Source organism: Flavihumibacter rivuli, assembly GCF_018595685.2.
In the GTDB taxonomy this organism is placed as follows: Bacteria; Bacteroidota; Bacteroidia; order Chitinophagales; family Chitinophagaceae; genus Flavihumibacter; species Flavihumibacter rivuli.
Genome location: NZ_CP092334.1, coordinates 877,665 through 894,855, shown reverse-complemented (window position 1 = coordinate 894,855; position 17,191 = coordinate 877,665). Strand labels below are relative to the sequence as shown.

The following is a 17,191-nucleotide window of genomic DNA, read 5'->3' as shown; positions in this document are numbered from 1 at the left end:
TTTCACATCTTCCCCTCCCTGATCATCTCCCCATAAGTCAGGCCCCTTGCCATCGCATTCACGGTCTGCGCGATCCGCTTTGCCCTGGTTGCATCGGTCCTGGCGCTTTCTATCCATTTGCTGTAATACTGTTGGTGCGACGGGGGTAGATTCTGGAAGTTTTCCCTTGCTTTCGGCTCATCTTCCAGGCAGGTCAGCAGGTCGGCTGAGATTTCAAGTGCTCGTTCATCCACCCAAAGTTGTAGATTGACCGTATCCCCCTTACCCTTTCCCAACTTCTTCCGAAGATCAGCTTTCAGGGGCAGGATAAAATCACCACCACCAATCGGAATAAGTGCCTGTTGTTCTATGACCTTTTCATCCAGTTTGCCTTTCACCCTGAAAGACTTCTTATTGCCCGGTTTGAGTTTCCCGGCCATTTCTTCCGGGATCAGTACGAAGCTCCAGCCTGTCTTCTCGCCCTGGCTGGAATACTTTTGGATGACAGCGGAAAATTTAAGCATGGGATTTTATGGATTGAAAGAGATTAAAGGTTTCAAACTTCAAGGGCCGGCATACCTTCGATGGCCACTTCCTGTTCAGGATCCATCGCCACCTTGAATTCCTTTACTACGGTATAGGCCCGCATTTTTTCTGAAGGGAACTGCCATGTTCCCAATTCAGTAATGCGTTGAGCAGGCAGACCAGTTTCCAGCCATTCCACCGCCCTATCTTCATCCAGGATCACCGGCATCCTTTTCTTTTTATTATGAACCTGCTCCATCAACTTGTTGGCAGCAGTGGTAAGAATGGCAAATCCAGTCACCATCTCCCCCGTTTCCTGGTCGGTCCAATCCTGCCAGATACCTGCCATAAAGAAAATCGGCTTACCGGGCACTATAATATGATAAGGAAATGCCTGCTCCTTTTTGCTCCCCGGAAGCTTGATATGACGCCATTCATAAAACCCTGAAGACAGAACCAGGCATCTTCTTTTCAAAGCAGCTTCTTTATACAACCTCGATTCCAGCATCTTTTCACCGATGGCATTCAGTGCCGTATATTTTTTGCGGCTCTCTTCAAGGTCTTCGCGGTTCCTGATCCAGGGTGCGATCAATTCCCAATGTGCCATCACGATCTCATAGCCTTTACCCCCTTCTTTAGGCCGAAGGATGGGCCAGCTATCAAAATCGAACCCACTTTGTACAGGCCGCACAAAAGGTCCCGGGAATGGAACGGGCTGGTCGCGTAGCTGAACAGCCTGGTCCTTGCCGGTTTTGAGACTATTGTAATAACACATACCTGAAATTACAAAAGATTAATGGGCCGCAAATCCTGTTCCCAAGCAAAAAGCCCGGCATAACCGGGCCTTCTGCAATATTAACCATGATGGTCATCAGGATACTTTTTCGATAGTATCATTCCTGAAGACTACCACCCCATCGAACACATCCACCAACACCGGCTTGGTTTTATCTACATCACCCATCAGGATGCGTTTGCTCAATTGGTTCACGATCTCTTTCTGGATCAGGCGCTTCAAAGGCCTTGCACCAAAAACGGGATCAAATCCATTCTCCGCCAGGAAATCGAGGGCGTATTCGCTGAACTTCAATTCAATGCCATTTTTTGCCACCAGTTCTTTCAGGCCATTCAACTGGATGGAGATGATACCCTTGATGTCATTCTTCATCAGCGGCTGGAACATGATGATCTCATCCACCCTGTTCAGGAACTCCGGCCTGATGGTCTGCTTCAGGAGTTCCATCACTTCCCTCCTGGTATTATCTACCACTTCATCCTTGTTCTTCTCTGTTACATTTTCAAAGTTCTGTTGGATGATATGGCTTCCAATATTGCTCGTCATGATGATGATGGTATTTTTGAAATCCACGACGCGGCCCTTATTGTCGGTCAACCTGCCATCGTCCAGCACCTGCAACATTACATTCCATACATCGGGGTGAGCCTTTTCGATTTCATCCAACAGCACCACACTATAAGGCTTCCTCCTGACGGCTTCGGTCAGTTGACCGCCTTCTTCATAACCCACATAACCGGGAGGGGCACCAACCAATCGGCTTACCGTATGCTTTTCCTGGTATTCACTCATATCAATACGGGTCATCATGTGCTCGTCGTCGAATAAGTAGGCTGCCAGGGCCTTGGCCAATTCGGTTTTACCAACACCGGTTGTACCCAGGAAAATGAAAGAACCGATCGGTTTCTTTGGATCGCTTAATCCTGCACGGCTCCTGCGGATCGCATCGGAAACGGCTGTAATAGCCTCTTCCTGGCCGACCACGCGCTCATGCAGGTGCGCTTCCAGCTGCAGCAGTTTCTCTTTTTCGCTTTGCATCATTTTCGCAACAGGTATACCCGTTGCTTTGGCAATGGCCTCGGCAATATCTTCTGCATCCACTTCTTCCTTCATCAGCCTGCTGTGCTCGCTGATGGCATTCAACTCTTTGGTCTGTTGTTCTATGATCGCCTCCTGCTCCTTGATCTTTCCATAGCGGATCTCTGCCACCTTGCCGTAATCCCCATTCCTTTCCGCACGATCTGCTTCCAATTTCAGCTGTTCAATCGTTGCTTTGGCCGACTGCACTTTCTCCACAATATCTTTTTCCTGTTGCCATTTGGCCTTCAGGGTATCGCGTTCAACACTAAGGTTACCTATTTCAATGCTAAGCGTCTTCAGTTTCTCTTCATCATTTTCCCGCTTGATGGCTTCCCGTTCAATTTCCAGTTGCCTGATCTGCCTTTCCAGTTTATCCAATTCTTCCGGCATGGAATTCATTTCAAGCCTCAGCTTGGCTGCACTTTCATCGATCAGGTCAATGGCCTTATCGGGCAGGAACCTGTCGGTAATATACCTGTTCGACAATTCCACAGCGGCGATGATGGCTTCATCCAGGATACGCACATGGTGGTGGGTTTCGTAACGGTCCTTGATCCCCCGTAGGATCGAAATCGCATCCTCAATACTTGGTTCATTGATCATCACTTTCTGGAAACGACGCTCCAGGGCCTTATCCTTTTCAAAGTATTTCTGGTATTCATTAAGTGTAGTTGCGCCAATGGCACGCAATTCACCCCTGGCCAAAGCAGGCTTCAGGATGTTAGCGGCATCCATGGCTCCTTCCCCTCCACCAGCACCTATCAGGGTATGGATCTCGTCGATAAAGAGGATGATCTCCCCATCACTTTTGCTTACTTCATTGACCACTCCTTTCAATCGCTCCTCAAATTCCCCCTTGTATTTCGCACCGGCAATCAGCTGTCCCATATCCAGGGCATAGATGATCTTACTTTTCAGGTTCTCCGGCACATCACCATTTACAATACGCATGGCCAGGCCTTCTGCAATAGCAGTTTTACCTACACCGGGTTCACCCACCAATATGGGGTTGTTCTTGCTACGGCGGGAAAGGATATGGAGCGTACGGCGAATCTCCTCATCACGGCCAATGACCGGATCGAGCTTGCCGTTACGGGCCAGTTCATTCAGGTTCTTGGCATACTTATTCAGGGTGTTGAATTGGGTTTCCTGGGTCTGGCTCTTAATGGTATCCCCTTTTCGGAGATCCTTAATGGCTGCGATCAGGCCTTTCTCGATCAGGCCGGCATCTTTCAGCAATTTGGAGGTATTATCTGTTCCCTGCTGGATGGCCAGCAATATATGTTCAGGTGTCACGAATTCATCACCGAAAGATTTCAATGCTGCACCGGCCCTCAGGATAGCGTTATTGGCATCCCGGCTGATGGATTGGGCGGGCTCCCCACCCTGCATTTTAGGCAAGCGGGTCAATTGCTGTTCCAGGTTGGATTGCAACTGTCCCAGGTTAACAGCGTTCTTCTTGAGCAGGAATTCCACGGGAGAATCCTGCTGGTCGAGCAATGCCTTGAGTATATGCTCGGTCTCAATATTGGCATGACCGTAATTAAAAGCTACCTGCTGGGATTGCTGGATCACCTCGGCGGCCTTGATGGTAAAATTGTTTAGATTCATGGCGTTGTTTCTTTCTGGGATCTATTACCACAAACCTCAATCCACAGGCCAAAAACAGGATACTATGTCAGCAAATCCAACAAAATCCTGACTATTCAGCAGCCGTTGAGTAGTTTTCCTGTAATTTTTTCAGGGCTGATACGCTATTGAAGGCATTTACGTTTTATAAGGGCCTTAACATGATGGGCAAGTTTTAAAACACTAATTGGTTTATTATCGTAAATAAATTCCTATGGTCCGCTACTTAAAATCTGCATTTACTGCCACCCTATTGTTAGCTGGCTCTATCGTAAATGCCCAGGGTTACGATTTCAGCGACCTTACTGCTTTATTGGAAAAACATAAGAAAGACCTGGGCAATGATTTTGTGGTGATCGTCAATAAGGACGGCAAGGATATTTACAAAAAGGAATTCGGGGAATTGAAAGCCACCATGCAGGAACCGGTAGGAGCTTCCAGCAACTGGCTCACTGCCGCCCTCGTCATGCATTTTGTGGATGAAGGGAAACTTTCACTTGATGATAAGATCGGGGATTATCTTCCGATTTACGGCTCCTACAGTAAAGGGTACATTACGCTCAGGCAATGCCTTTCGCATACCACCACCATTGAATCGGACCCGCCCTCTATCAGGACCGTGCTGAAGAAGAAGAAATTTGAAACCCTGGAAGATGAGACCAACAGTTATGCCAAGGACCGCAACATGATGGGCAAGCAAGGTACCCAGTTCTACTACGGCCAGGTTGGCCCCGCCATTGCAGGCAGGATCCTGGAAGTGGTTAGCAAAAGGAATTTCGACCGACTGATGCGCGAGCGGATAGGCAAGGGACTGGGATGGAGAAGGACCACCTTTATGAGTGATGGACTGCTGGCAGAGAATCCATTTTCCGGTGGCAAGACCACGGCTGATGATTATATGAAATTCCTGAACATGCTGCTCAACAAGGGCATGTTTAATGGAAAGCAGGTGATCAGTGAAAAATCAGTGGAAGAGATCCTGAAAATGCAAACCGGCAATGCCAGGATCGCTTATACCTTACCGGTAGCACAGGGAGCAGCCTATGGATTGGGTTGTTTCATCCTTCCCAAGGACGACAATAATGCTGATGAAGTTTTTTTCAGCCCATCCCTTTCCGGGACCTGGCCCTGGATCAACCGGACCAAGCGTTACAGCGCCATCATCTTTACCAAAGGGGATGCGCCCGATGCCAAGCGGGTGATCATGGAAGAGATAAGGCAGGTGATCGAACAGAAATTATGACCTTAAGAAACACTAAAAAAAGCGGCCTGATGCCGCTTTTTTTTATTCAACTTTCTTTACCAAAACGATCCGCGAACGATCCGCTTTGTAAATCGATTCATAGAATTGAACCAATGCCTGATAATCCTTAGCAGGAAACTTACCAGCGTTCCTTTCCAGGCTTCGGTAGTAATAGATCCTCTGGTCCCTCCATTCGGCCCTGGCAGAAAACTTCCCAAACGCATTGGTGAGTTCTATTGGCTTGGGAATACTTTCTGGTTCATAACCTTGTGGCACTATAACCTGCACAGTATCGAGGTCGCGTTCTGCCACATTGAGGACTATATCATACTTCCTTGCAGTATCTGCATTGAGTTTGATGTCCCATTTATTTAAAAGATTGGGCGTAACAAACATCCTTTTTCCACTTACCTGCACATAATGCCTGGCACTGATCTGCAATTTTTCCGTGATGAAAGGCATGATGGAACGATCTTCCTTGTAGTCAAAATTCACTATCTCATAATTGGCGATATCAAGGTTTTCCTTAAGGTGGTCCAACAGTTCTGTTTTGGTGGAACTATTCAACAATTGGTGCAGGTCATCCCTTCTCTGTGCATGGTAAATATTTACCAGACTGGCATCTATCTGGCCATCCTGCTGAACCATAACCTGCACATTACTGGTCCTTAAGTTGCTCGACAAATTATAGGTGGGCGTTGCCGCTACTACCCCTCCATTTTCCGTGATCAACAGGGCATGGCGGTTGCCGGTAAAGGAACCCATATAACCAGGCACTTCCGTTTGGCTGGTACACTCCAGCCAAACGGTATCCTTTCCCAATGGTACACAGCAAACGGCATGGTTAAAACTGGCATTGGGAAAATCCAGGAACATATCCCTCTCCCCTTCCCCGGCCCTGATCAAGGCATAGTAGGACTTGATACCCGCTTCCTTCAATAAGGCGGTCATGTAATTCGATAAAGCCTTACAATCGCCATATTTCCGCTCTGCCACATAGGAGGCAGGAAAGGGTTTCCAACCGCCAATGCCTAACTGAACACTAATGTAGCGGGTATTTTCCTGCAGGAAACGGTACAATGCCTCTGTTTTTTCCCGGTCCGTTTTCAAACCTGATACGATCGATCTTACTTTATCCTTTACAGGCTGCGGCAATTCGGCCGTACCTTCATTCAGGTTGTTCATAAACAAGCCGAACTCTTTCCAGCTGCTCATGGAACCTTCATAATCATCGATCTTGAATTTCGAAGGGGAGAAAGTGATATAAGGGGCCACTTCATGGATCTTACCTGATGCATACTCACCTTCAACAGCAACCTGGTTCCTGACTTCCCATTTATAAACCTTCTTATTGCCTTGTTGGGAAACCAAGGGCTTATCCGGATAGTTGAAAGCCTTGTATCGAACTTCATAGGTTCCATCTGTAATGATGGACAAGAAGCTCTTCTCTACTGCAATATTCCTCCCGGGAACCGGCGCCCAATTGGGGAGGAACATAGATTGCCTATCCGTTGTTTCGGACGCAAACTCTACTGTGTAAGGATATGACCTGTGATGGAAGCTAAACGACTTTACCCTGTTATCATCGGCAAGGTTGATACTGGAGGTTGCAGCCTCGTCACTGATCTCACTCTTCTTCATGGACCTGATCTTGTTACCCATAGCATCATAGAGGGTGCCTTCAATGCTTTCTATGGAATGCATCTTATCGTAGTAATCACCCCAGATTGCCCATCTCTCACCTGCCTCGTTAAGGATGGTGATCACATATCGGTCCTTGACCCTGATCTTTCCTAAAGAAACAATCTCAATGGTTTGTTCCTCCAGGCGGATTACGGCATTGGCGCTTTTCAACAATTCCTTGGGAATGGTCAAAACAGGGTATTCACCAGCAATGAGGCTTGTGGTGGTTCCCGTCAATGCCAACAAAATCAACAATACTATTCTGGTCATGGCTTTGCTTTCTTAAGTACAATCTGTTCACTATGTTTCTTAACGATCATCCCAAAGAAGTCACGCAGTCCCTGGTAGTCGGCCGCATTGTACCTGGCCTTGTACAACACCACCCTGGAGCGGAGCTGGATCCTTCCTTCATTGGCCCCGATAAGGTATTCGAACATACCTTCATCCTCATTCAGGGCCACCCGGGTGGATTTGGGCAATTCATCCACCACATATCCCGCAGGCACTTCCATTGAGAGAATATAGGTCTCATCATAACGATAAGGCATTTCAATGGGGTATTGGCGCATGGCCGACTTGAATGGATTTTCCTTATAAGCTTCTACGAATACAGGATCAATGTACAGGAGGTCTTCCCCATCGGTTTTACGGACAAACTCATAGTGTACTTTAACAGGCTTATCCAGTATCTTAAGCGAGTCAAGCCCCATATTCTTCACCTGGTAATCAGAGCCCAGTTCGGTCCTGATCTTTTCGAAAAACTGCTGCTCTCCCTTTTCGCGGATATTCTCCCTCAGGTCAACTGTTTCAAACATTCCAAGGGTGTTTTGGATGGCACCTTCCAGTTCACCCTTTTCATTGGCAATAACTGTAGCCATTACCACTTTTCGTTCAAGGGTTGAATCCGGATTGAAATAAACCGGGATGGCTTCTTTCATGATCACCCGGGCATGGCCGTTGTAGCATTTCTTGGGTACCATGCCAAAGGCAAGGTCAGGCACACTGGCATCCAGGAAATAATCCCCATCTTCCAGCAAAACACAACTGATTACATAGTTGAAGCGGTCCATCAGGGGGTACACTTCATGTGTCACCCCGTTTGAACGGGTACTCAGGATAATGGGGTACGCCTCAAGCCCCTGGTTCTTCAACATGGCCGTTAGCAACAGGTTGATATCAGCAACAGAACCGCTTTTATTCTTGAAGATCGTTTTCAGGTCCTTGTCCAGGTACATGCCCGCAGTACTGGTGCAGGTAAAATTATCCCTCACAAAGGCATAGATCTTCTGGGCAATCTCCTTCTTGTTGGTGGTATTACCAACAATGGCCTTCAGGTCATCGTTCAACCAGCCGTTCACCCTTTCAACCGGGGCACCGAACTGTTCTTCTTTCATTAAGGACTCACTCACTGAGGTCCAGTTACCCATAACATCCTTATAATAACCAGGAAAATTGTAGGCAGATAACTGTAACTCTACCCGGCTCTTGTGGTTGTTCACACTGGTCGTGAAGGGTTCTTCCCTGAGTGAAGGTATATCCTTCATTACCCACCGGCGCTTGTCCACCTTGGCATTGAACTTGGTGGAATTAGACGAATAGCCACTTTCCCTAACAGTATAAATACCGGAACTCACTTCGCTCTTATTGATATGGAAGGGATGGTAGCCCTGGGTCAGGTACACATAGTGGAGAAAATCGGGGATCTCCACCACGTATTCACTCCATAATACCGGATGGTCATCCTGGAAGGTCCAGGCTCGAAGGTTGAAGATATAATCCGATGTGATGGAATAACTCAATTCAATAATAGAACCTTCCTTAACGGCAGGCAGGGTGAATTTTTTGATATTCCAGTTCCGGCTCAGCTTGTCGGTAAAGATCTGGCTGCCTTCCAGTTTGGTCTCCACTACCTTGCCATTCTCCAGGTTATAGGTATAGGCCCTGATGTAGTTGATCTTCTCTTCATCACTGCTGTTGGTGGAATGATAATAGGGAATGCTAAAGGTGGCTGCATCCAGTCCGTTCTTATCGAGGATCTTGATCCTCACTTTTCGCTCGAAATTGAACCCGAAGTCACCTTTATTGGTTCCTACTATATAGGAATTACCAATATCGGCGATCACCACGGCATGGGCGCCAGAATCAAAGGCCGGAACGCCCTGGTTGAAATCTTCCGGGCTGATCTTTCCAAACTTAACAGGACTTTTATCCTGTGCAAAAACGTTCAATGTTAGCAACTGTAATAGGCAGGCTAGTACAGGTAAGGTTAGCTTCTTCATGAGGTTGATGGCTTAGTTGGGGAGAAAAATAGCAGATATTTGCAAATTCAAATACCGTGTTTTGACGGATTTTTTACCCATAACCCAAAAAATCAAGCAGATTTCCATGGAATTGGGCTTTTCCCATTGCGGGATCGCCCGGGCCATGCCATTGGAGGATGATGCCCGTCGCCTGGAGCAATGGCTGAACAAAGGATACCATGGTTCCATGCAATACATGGAGAATTACTTCGAACTAAGGATCGACCCTACAAAGCTGGTTCCAGGTGCACGGTCAGTGATCACCCTCCTCATGAACTATTTCCCGGAGCAACAGCAGCAGGAAGGGGGACCCAGGATCGCCAAGTATGCTTACGGCATGGACTACCATGAAGTCATCAGGGCTAAACTCAGGGAATTCCTGTTCCGGATAAGGGAGATAGCAGGTAATGTGGAAGGCAGGGGTTTTGTAGACAGCGCACCTGTACTGGAAAGGTCCTGGGCGCAACGCAGCGGCCTGGGTTGGATCGGGAAGAATGGCAACCTCATCCATAAGCAAGCTGGTTCCTTTTTCTTTATCTCTACCCTCATTACTGACCTTGAATTGCATTACGATGACCCTTATGCGAAAGATTATTGCGGGACTTGCCGCAAATGCATAGACGCCTGTCCTACTGGTGCCATCCTTGATGAAAAAGTCATTGATGGCAGCAGGTGCATTTCTTATTTTACCATTGAGCTCAAGGACCTCCTGATCCCTGCTGACATGAAGGGGAAGTTTGACAACTGGATGTTTGGATGCGACACCTGCCAGGATGTTTGTCCCTGGAACCGATTCTCCCAACCCACCAAGGAACCCGCTTTCTCCCCTATCCCTGAATTGCTGAATATGGGCAGTGGGGAATGGGAGCAATTGGGGGAAGAAGGTTTCCGCAAACTATTCCGCCATTCCCCCCTGAAACGCAGCAAATACAAGGGGATTTTGAGGAACATCCACTTCCTGCAGGACAAGCCAACTATAACTGGTAACCCAGGCGGATCGACCAGCGATTAAAGTCATAATTCAATTTATCAGTGGTTTGGGGACAGGGGGGATTAATACAGGGAAGGACCTTGACCTGTTCTTCACGGATCCTTTTATAACTGTACCCTAGTTCCATCAATATGGCTTTCCCGGGCTTGGACAGTTGGAAAGCGTAGCCCAGTCCGCCCCTGAAATAACTGCCAGGTTTAAATTCGTTAGAATCAAACCAGTTATCCATGGAAGGCGCTGAACTTTTCTCCAAAGGGAAATTCAGGCCGCCATCCGCAATGATATAGACCCAATTCTTTTTAAGCTGGAAATACCTGGCCAGCGATAGGTAGGCCGGGATACTTTGAAACCGGTAACCGTCAAACCCAAGTCCGATACCAACTGCCCAATTGTTCCACCGGATTCCATTGACCGTATGCATTTCAAAGGCATTCTCTTTTTCCGCAGCCAGTATCCCCACCAGGTTGCGCGACTGGAAGACAGGACGTGGTTGCGCCTGAACCAACAGGCAGACCCCAACGAAAAGAAACAATAGCACCCATTTCTTAGCCATGGCAGAATGGATTTAGGAATGAATAGTGAACACACTTATTAATTTCAACCTGCCATCTGCAAGGAGCTGGTATTGGTATAGTCCTTTTCCTGCCACCAACAACAACAGGTTATCCTGGATGATCACATCATACGCATCTTCCATTTTCAACTGCTCAACCAACCTGATGGCATTGGATTGGGTCACATCATACACTTTCAACCCATCATCCCCGTCGCAGAGGTACAGGAAGTTTCCTTTCAGGCCCAGGCCATGCGGGTTGAACATGGGATAGGTCTTGATCAGGAAGGGAGCATTCACATTCTTTACATCAACAATATCTAACTGATCGATCGTTCCGGCACAAAAATTCCCGCTCCTAAGGGTCACATAAGCCTTCTCCCCGTCGGTCACCACCGGGTCACAGGCACGGGCATGCGCAAATACCCCAGTCATAGTGGGCTGTACCGGATTGGAAATATCTGCGATCAGCAGCCCACTCGCTGAACCTATGAATAGCTTATCCTTGAAGGGGAAGAGTGTTTCCAGGTCCCCTCCCCAATACATACCATTCTGCTTCACCGGGTCAGCAGCCTGGCTGATGTCATGTACGGACAAATAGGAATTGCTTACGGAATACAAGTGATCATTTACTATGACCATCCTTGACATGGAACCAGCCTGGCCAGTAGCAGACCTGACATTTGAATTCCCTCCCAATTCCATTAAACAGTTTACGCAGCCCCATCCCGGAATGGCATTCAGTTCATCCCCAACCTTTACCGTAGTATCCTTAACATTCCACCCAACAATAACCTTGTTGGTATCAACAAAATAACCCATTTGGTACCTGCGGTCAGGGAAAACATCGGCCACTACTTTTTTTAATTCGGGCATTAAAGGGTCAGTGATATCTATAGCCAGCAGGTCGGTGTGCATATCGGCATACAAAATATTCCCCTTGACTGCAATGTCATAGTTACCGGGAACAGGAATGAAAGCGCGGAACTTTGGGGTTGCCGGGTTCAGGTTATCGATCATATGAACTCCTTTACCGGGTTCATTCATGAAGATATAGCGGCCGTAAACGAAGATCTTTCCCGTGTTGGAGGGCATGACCGAAGGCGAAGCCTTGATGCTGGCCAGCACTGCCGATTTATCGGCTATTACAGGAACTGCAATCTGGTAGGTCCTTGTAATCTTGTCTTTCATACATGAAGACAATACCAGGAATGGGCTCACCACGACCCATAAAAGCAATTTGCGGATCGGTCTCATATAACAGTAGTTTGTATTATGAGCCTGATCCGCAAACTTTCGTTGCACCAGATTATTTCCTGTTCCAGTTCAATTTGGCACCCAATCCAATAAATAGGAAATGCTTGTGCACATTGGACTTATCCATTGAGGTAAGGATATACTGGCCAGTGGGACCAACCGCAAGGTTGAGGCCTTTGGAATCGAACAGTTTATAGGTAACTGCCGTCTGTATACCCGCCTGGAATTTTTTCAGGTTGCTATTGTCATTATAATAGATACCGCCCTGGTAATTGTATTGGAGGGCATCCGCTCCAACCAGGTATCCCAAAGAAAAACCCGTACTCCATGACCACCTTTGTTTCCTGTCGAAGTTCCAATAGAAATCAACCGGCAATTGGATGAAGTGATAGCGGTTATAATGGTCCTTCCCATTGTCACCGGCACCATAATAGGCATTGGCAACCATAACCTGTTGCTGGCGTTGGTTAAACAGCAAAAGGGAACTGTCTACCTTGTTACCAATGCTTATTTTATTGGAAACATAGGCATATTGTATGCCTACTGCTATCCCGGTCTTCTTTCCAAGTTTTCGTTCCAGACCGGCTCCCAACTGAATGGAAGGACCCACTTTAACTTCAGAGGGCCTGCGCTGGATTCCGGCAAGGACACCTGGCACGAAAGCAGGATTCAGGTACTCATTGGCCATGGAACTGTACTGCTCCAAAACACCTTCCTGCAATGCAGTTCCGCCAATTGCAAGGCGGATGGAGGGTTGCCATTTACTGGAAGTGGCCTTTTTGTCATTTTGCTTGCTTGCCGGCTCATTAAGGTAGCTGGACATTTCCTTCATTCCCCCCTTATCGATCTTTGCTTCTACAGCGGCTGTAGGCAAACCTATGGCGATACTGTAATCCTTATCCCATGCTTCAGCATTTCTTGTTTCCCCTGAAGGACGGTCATTAACCTGACCAATCACCAGTCCCTTCTGGCTATTGGGAAGGGAACCGTTATATTGATTATGGCCAGGTATTGGTGGATTGGCCCCCGATGCAAGCTGATCGCCTTTACCTGTTCCAGTAAGAACCTGAACCGGTGCAGCGCCGCTACCTTTCTTTCCAGGCTGGCGGTAAGCTTGCTGACCTTCAACTCCCCTGCCCAAATCCTGTTCACCAGTAGTACTGCTTACAGAAGATAAATCCGGAACGTCGTGCAGAGATGTGTTGGTACGGGTATTTTCTTTTTCATCCTGAGCAGCCTTGGCAACAGCTTGGGACTTTACTAATAAAGGACTTCTCCCAGTATTATTGGATTGTGCTTTTGCGGGTATTGCATTCGAACCCTGAAGAAGGGGGTTAACCTTGATAGTTGGTGAAGAAGACCTGGCTGTGCCTGATTCCAGGGAAGGGGTTTCCGCACCAACAGGGGCAACACTTACCCCAGTACCCTTCTTCGCTTCATTTAAGCTCTTGCCCAGGGCACCCTGGATTCCCTGTCCAAGGCTAATTTGTCCATCAACAGTCTTGTTCCCATTCATCCACCACCAAACCCCTCCTGTTCCCAACAGCAGGACCATCCCGAAGAAAAGCCATCCCAGGCCCCTCCTTCGGCGTTTTTGTTCCAGCTGATGCGAAACAGCCTCCCACACGGCGGGGGATGGTTCGATCCTCAATTCCCGGGATCGTTCCTGAACGGCTTTTTCAAAATCATGACCGGGCATAGTGGGCTAATTTATTTGATTCAATTGACTCATTTTCTTTTTTTATCCAGCTAACCAGTAAGTTACGCGCACGCAGGTACTGGGAACGGGAAGTTCCCTCATGGATACCCAGCATGGCACTGATCTCAACATGGGTGTAGCCTTCCACAGCATGGAGGTTGAAGATGGTTTGGTAACCTGGGGGTAATTGGCGGATCATATCAGCCAATTCTTTCGCATTGAGTTTCAACTCAGGATTCTCCTGCGAAACCGGGTGAAGGTATGCCTGGTTGTCTGCGGAAAAGGAAAGGTCGTATTGGTACCGGCTATTCTTCTTCAGGTAATTGATGGCGGTGGTAACCATGATCCTCCGGACCCAGGCTCCCAGGTCGCCATCTCCCCTGTATTGGTGGAGATAGGTAAAGACCTTCACCATTCCCTCCTGCAACACATCCTCAGCATCTGCCATGGACTTGGTATAGCGGTAACATACTCCCAACATCTGGGCAGCGAACTGCTCGTACAGCGCTTTTTGCGCTGCAGGTTTCCCCTTGAGACAATCTTTCACCAGTTGGCGTTCGTTGGTCATATCGTCGTAAAAGCTGACAAATTACCATCACGGTGCGTTGCGTAATAGTTAAAAATTATTTTCGGGACATATATAATGACCAGTGGCAATATGAGGAAAGGTCCACATGTTAAGGCTATTGGGGAGGGACAAATACCATCCCCAATCAACCAGGAACTCGGAATGACCAGATCACAGGTAGATGCCATCCCAGCCCATTTATTCGATTGCTATCCCCTAGTTTTGCCCAATGAACTGGTTATCAAAGGACAGAAATTGTATTTGGCATCCTTTTACCCCCCAAAAGGATATGGACGATCCAATTTTCATTGAACGTGGGGAGGGTGTCTGGTTGATCGATGAGAAGGGCAACAGGTATCTTGATGCGATCAGCAGTTGGTGGGTCAACCTTCATGGCCACGCCCATCCCTATATTGCCAAAGCGCTATTCCAGCAGGCCAGCAAGCTTGAACATATCATTTTTGCCGGGTTTACCCATGCGCCGGCTATCCGCCTTGCGGAGGCGCTGCTCTCCATCCTCCCCAAAAGGTTATCAAGGGTCTTCTATTCGGACAATGGTTCCACCTCAACAGAAGTAGCCATGAAAATGGCTATCCAGTACTGGTGGAATAAGGAAGGAAGGGAAAGCAATGGCAGGAAGAAACTGCTTGCCTTTCGCAACTCCTATCATGGTGACACTTTCGGGGCCATGAGCGTAAGTGACCGGAGTGTTTTCACACTGGCCTTCCATGACCTGCTTTTTGAAGTGGTCTTTATAGATACACCTGAGGAGGGCAATATCGAATCCCTCGAGGCCATCATTGACCGGGAGGGTGATGGTATAGCAGCATTCATTTATGAACCACTGGTCCAGGGAGCAGGGGGCATCAGGATGTATGAGGCCAAATGGTTGGAAAGACTGATCCGGAAAGCAAGGTCGAAATCCATCATCTGTATTGCCGATGAGGTAATGACCGGCTTTGGCAGGACAGGTAAATTGTTTGCCAGTGAATACATGGAAGAACAACCCGATATCATCTGTTTATCAAAAGGACTGACAGGTGGCGTAATGCCCCTGGGCGTTACTGCCTGTGCCGATTTCATCTACCAGGCATACGTAACCGATGACCGGTTGAAAACCTTTTTCCATGGACATTCTTTCACTGCCAATCCATTGGCCTGCACGGCCGCATTGGCCAGTCTTGAACTTTTGAAGGAAGAAGCAGCTATCCAGGGTATCAGGAGGATAACGGAAAGCAACATACGATTCCTCACCCGTTTGCAGGCAATGGCCACCAATAATGAAGCCCCGATCAAAAACCCAAGGGCACTAGGTACCATCCTGGCTTTCGAGATCAGTTCCGGCAAGGATGAGTACCTTAATAAGGTCAGCCCTGTTGTTACGCGGATGGCCATGGAAAAAGGCATCTATATCAGACCACTTGGCAATACGGTATACCTGATGCCGCCCTACTGTATTAGTGATAGGGAATTAGCCTTGCTGGAAGAATGCATTTGTGAAATACTCATGAAGTTTTAAAAAAAAGAAGCCGCTTTACAGCGGCTTCTTTTATATAACACCAAAACTGATCCATTAGAATGCGGGGTCCGCAGGGGTATTGGGATTGTTATCCCTTTCCCTGAATGGATAAGGCATGAAGTTGCGGCTGCGCTCCGTATTGGGGCGACCAAAGCGACGCATATCCTCGAGCTTCAATCCACTCATATACAATTCAACGCAACGGTTGCGGTAGATCTCCTGCAACAATTGGTCAGCGGTCAATGGTCCCGCAATTGCCGGAAGGTCAGCCCCCACCCCAAACGGGTCACCACTGGCCTTCTTGGTCACCACCTTGTTCAATTCAACTAATGCACCATCCAGGTCCGGGCTTGTTTTACGGGCAAGTGCTTCCGCCTTGATGAGGGTCATTTCACCCGGCAGGTAAATGGGATAGGCTGAATTGGCCAATTGGGCGAATCCATTGATCTTGAAACGGGCTGCGCTTGAACCACTCAAGATCATATAAAATGGCACCCGCTTGTCGGCCAGGTCAGGAGCCAGTCCAACAGGCAAACCCATGGTTGAATCCAGGGGCTGGCAAACGTTGAAGTTGGACGTGTGTACATCGAAGATCGGATTGGGGTTTGCTGCCTCAAAATTCATGGTTGACCGCTTGGTCAGGTCAACCAGGTTAGCAGCAGCCAATGCCTGGTCATACTTCCCATTGAACAGGGAAAAACGTGCCTTTAAGGCCTGCAGGGTATTTACGATATCAAGTCCGGCCGGGATACTGCTATTGAAGTTGGCAGGAGGTGTATTAGCGGCTATAGCGGCAAGTGCGTTATCGATGGTTGCAATGGCCAGGTCAAAACCCTGTGCCCTTGTAACAAATCCTACATTAACGCCATTTCCTTCCGGAACATCGGTCCAGTACATTGACATTGCCCCGATGGAAAGTGCCTTGAAGATGGATGCATAGCCGATCAATCCGGCTGCATATCCTTTATCACTCAGATTGTTTGCGTTCTCGATCACTTTATCAGCATCGTAGATGATCTTATTGCTGGTCGTCCAGAGACCTGCCAGCATGGTATTGGTTCCATCTACTGCGGTACCACCCCTGTTCAATTGGTCTTCAGGGAGGTTACCCGCATTCAACAGCCTCAATTCCCTGGTCACCAAACCTGTGGTGGTAACAAGGTTGTACAATGAACTTGCCCTGCTGAGGGAATAGGTCCTCTGCAATCCGACACAAACACCGGTCAGGCCGGCGGGACTGCTGAACACCTGTTCTTCGGAAGGCCGGGAAGGGTCAGTGAAATCCTTCTTACAGGAAGTTGTGGCCATTGCCACAACTGCCAGGGTAAGTATGGTAGTATATTTTATGATATTGCTTTTCATACATTCA

At 47.9% G+C, this 17,191-nt stretch carries 13 protein-coding genes; 3 read left to right on the top strand and 10 right to left on the bottom strand.

Features of this window, described 5'->3' with window-relative positions; genetic code table 11:
• Positions 1 to 2 precede the first annotated feature (2 nt).
• The 3 genes from KJS94_RS03965 to clpB all read right to left on the bottom strand — a co-directional run bounded on the left by KJS94_RS03965 (position 3) and on the right by clpB (position 3,991).
• Positions 3 to 503 (bottom strand): YdeI/OmpD-associated family protein, encoded by a 501-nt coding sequence (locus KJS94_RS03965; protein WP_214446023.1) that lies wholly within the window; start codon positions 501 to 503, stop codon positions 3 to 5.
• Positions 504 to 535: 32 nt separating this feature from the next.
• Complete coding sequence (locus KJS94_RS03960; protein ID WP_214446022.1) at positions 536 to 1,279, bottom strand: SOS response-associated peptidase; 744 nt, start codon at positions 1,277 to 1,279, stop codon at positions 536 to 538.
• A gap of 96 nt (positions 1,280 to 1,375) precedes the next feature.
• The gene (gene clpB, locus KJS94_RS03955; protein ID WP_214446021.1) at positions 1,376 to 3,991 is read right to left on the bottom strand and encodes an ATP-dependent chaperone ClpB; all 2,616 of its coding nucleotides are present in this window, start codon (positions 3,989 to 3,991) and stop codon (positions 1,376 to 1,378) included.
• Between the two features lie 232 nt (positions 3,992 to 4,223).
• Here clpB and KJS94_RS03950 point away from each other — a divergent pair, with 232 nt between their 5' ends.
• Positions 4,224 to 5,252, top strand: a complete 1,029-nt coding sequence (locus KJS94_RS03950; protein WP_214446020.1) for a serine hydrolase domain-containing protein — start codon at positions 4,224 to 4,226, stop codon at positions 5,250 to 5,252.
• A 42-nt stretch (positions 5,253 to 5,294) separates the two neighbouring features.
• On the opposite strand, the gene KJS94_RS03945 is transcribed toward KJS94_RS03950, so the two are convergent.
• Both KJS94_RS03945 and KJS94_RS03940 read right to left on the bottom strand, forming a co-directional pair.
• Positions 5,295 to 7,205: a DUF3857 domain-containing transglutaminase family protein gene (locus KJS94_RS03945; RefSeq protein ID WP_214446019.1), complete on the bottom strand. Its 1,911-nt coding sequence runs from the start codon at positions 7,203 to 7,205 to the stop codon at positions 5,295 to 5,297.
• On the bottom strand, positions 7,202 to 9,214 hold the full coding sequence (locus KJS94_RS03940; protein WP_214446018.1) for a transglutaminase family protein: 2,013 nt from the start codon (positions 9,212 to 9,214) through the stop codon (positions 7,202 to 7,204). Before KJS94_RS03940 ends, KJS94_RS03945 begins: the two co-directional genes overlap by 4 nt.
• A 61-nt stretch (positions 9,215 to 9,275) precedes the next feature.
• On the opposite strand from KJS94_RS03940, the gene queG reads away from it, so the two are divergent.
• On the top strand, positions 9,276 to 10,247 hold the full coding sequence (gene queG, locus KJS94_RS03935; protein WP_256449992.1) for a tRNA epoxyqueuosine(34) reductase QueG: 972 nt from the start codon (positions 9,276 to 9,278) through the stop codon (positions 10,245 to 10,247).
• Here queG and KJS94_RS03930 read toward each other — a convergent pair.
• From KJS94_RS03930 to KJS94_RS03915, 4 genes are read right to left on the bottom strand one after another with little or no spacing between them, the layout of a single operon-like run.
• On the bottom strand, positions 10,210 to 10,779 hold the full coding sequence (locus KJS94_RS03930) for a hypothetical protein (RefSeq protein WP_214446016.1): 570 nt from the start codon (positions 10,777 to 10,779) through the stop codon (positions 10,210 to 10,212). The genes queG and KJS94_RS03930 overlap by 38 nt on opposite strands.
• Positions 10,780 to 10,791: 12 nt before the next feature.
• Positions 10,792 to 12,036 (bottom strand): LVIVD repeat-containing protein, encoded by a 1,245-nt coding sequence (locus tag KJS94_RS03925; protein ID WP_214446015.1) that lies wholly within the window; start codon positions 12,034 to 12,036, stop codon positions 10,792 to 10,794.
• Between the two features lie 52 nt (positions 12,037 to 12,088).
• Complete coding sequence (locus KJS94_RS03920) at positions 12,089 to 13,735, bottom strand: outer membrane beta-barrel protein (protein WP_214446014.1); 1,647 nt, start codon at positions 13,733 to 13,735, stop codon at positions 12,089 to 12,091.
• Positions 13,722 to 14,303 (bottom strand): RNA polymerase sigma factor, encoded by a 582-nt coding sequence (locus tag KJS94_RS03915; RefSeq protein WP_214446013.1) that lies wholly within the window; start codon positions 14,301 to 14,303, stop codon positions 13,722 to 13,724. The genes KJS94_RS03920 and KJS94_RS03915 overlap by 14 nt, the downstream gene beginning before the upstream one ends.
• A 229-nt stretch (positions 14,304 to 14,532) precedes the next feature.
• On the opposite strand from KJS94_RS03915, the gene bioA reads away from it, so the two are divergent.
• Positions 14,533 to 15,822 carry an adenosylmethionine--8-amino-7-oxononanoate transaminase gene (gene bioA, locus KJS94_RS03910; protein WP_214446012.1) on the top strand — a complete coding sequence of 430 codons (1,290 nt, stop codon included), beginning with the start codon at positions 14,533 to 14,535 and terminating at the stop codon, positions 15,820 to 15,822.
• A 54-nt stretch (positions 15,823 to 15,876) separates the two neighbouring features.
• Here bioA and KJS94_RS03905 read toward each other — a convergent pair whose 3' ends face one another.
• Positions 15,877 to 17,184 carry a RagB/SusD family nutrient uptake outer membrane protein gene (locus KJS94_RS03905; RefSeq protein WP_214446011.1) on the bottom strand — a complete coding sequence of 436 codons (1,308 nt, stop codon included), beginning with the start codon at positions 17,182 to 17,184 and terminating at the stop codon, positions 15,877 to 15,879.
• Between the last annotated feature and the right edge of the window lie 7 nt (positions 17,185 to 17,191).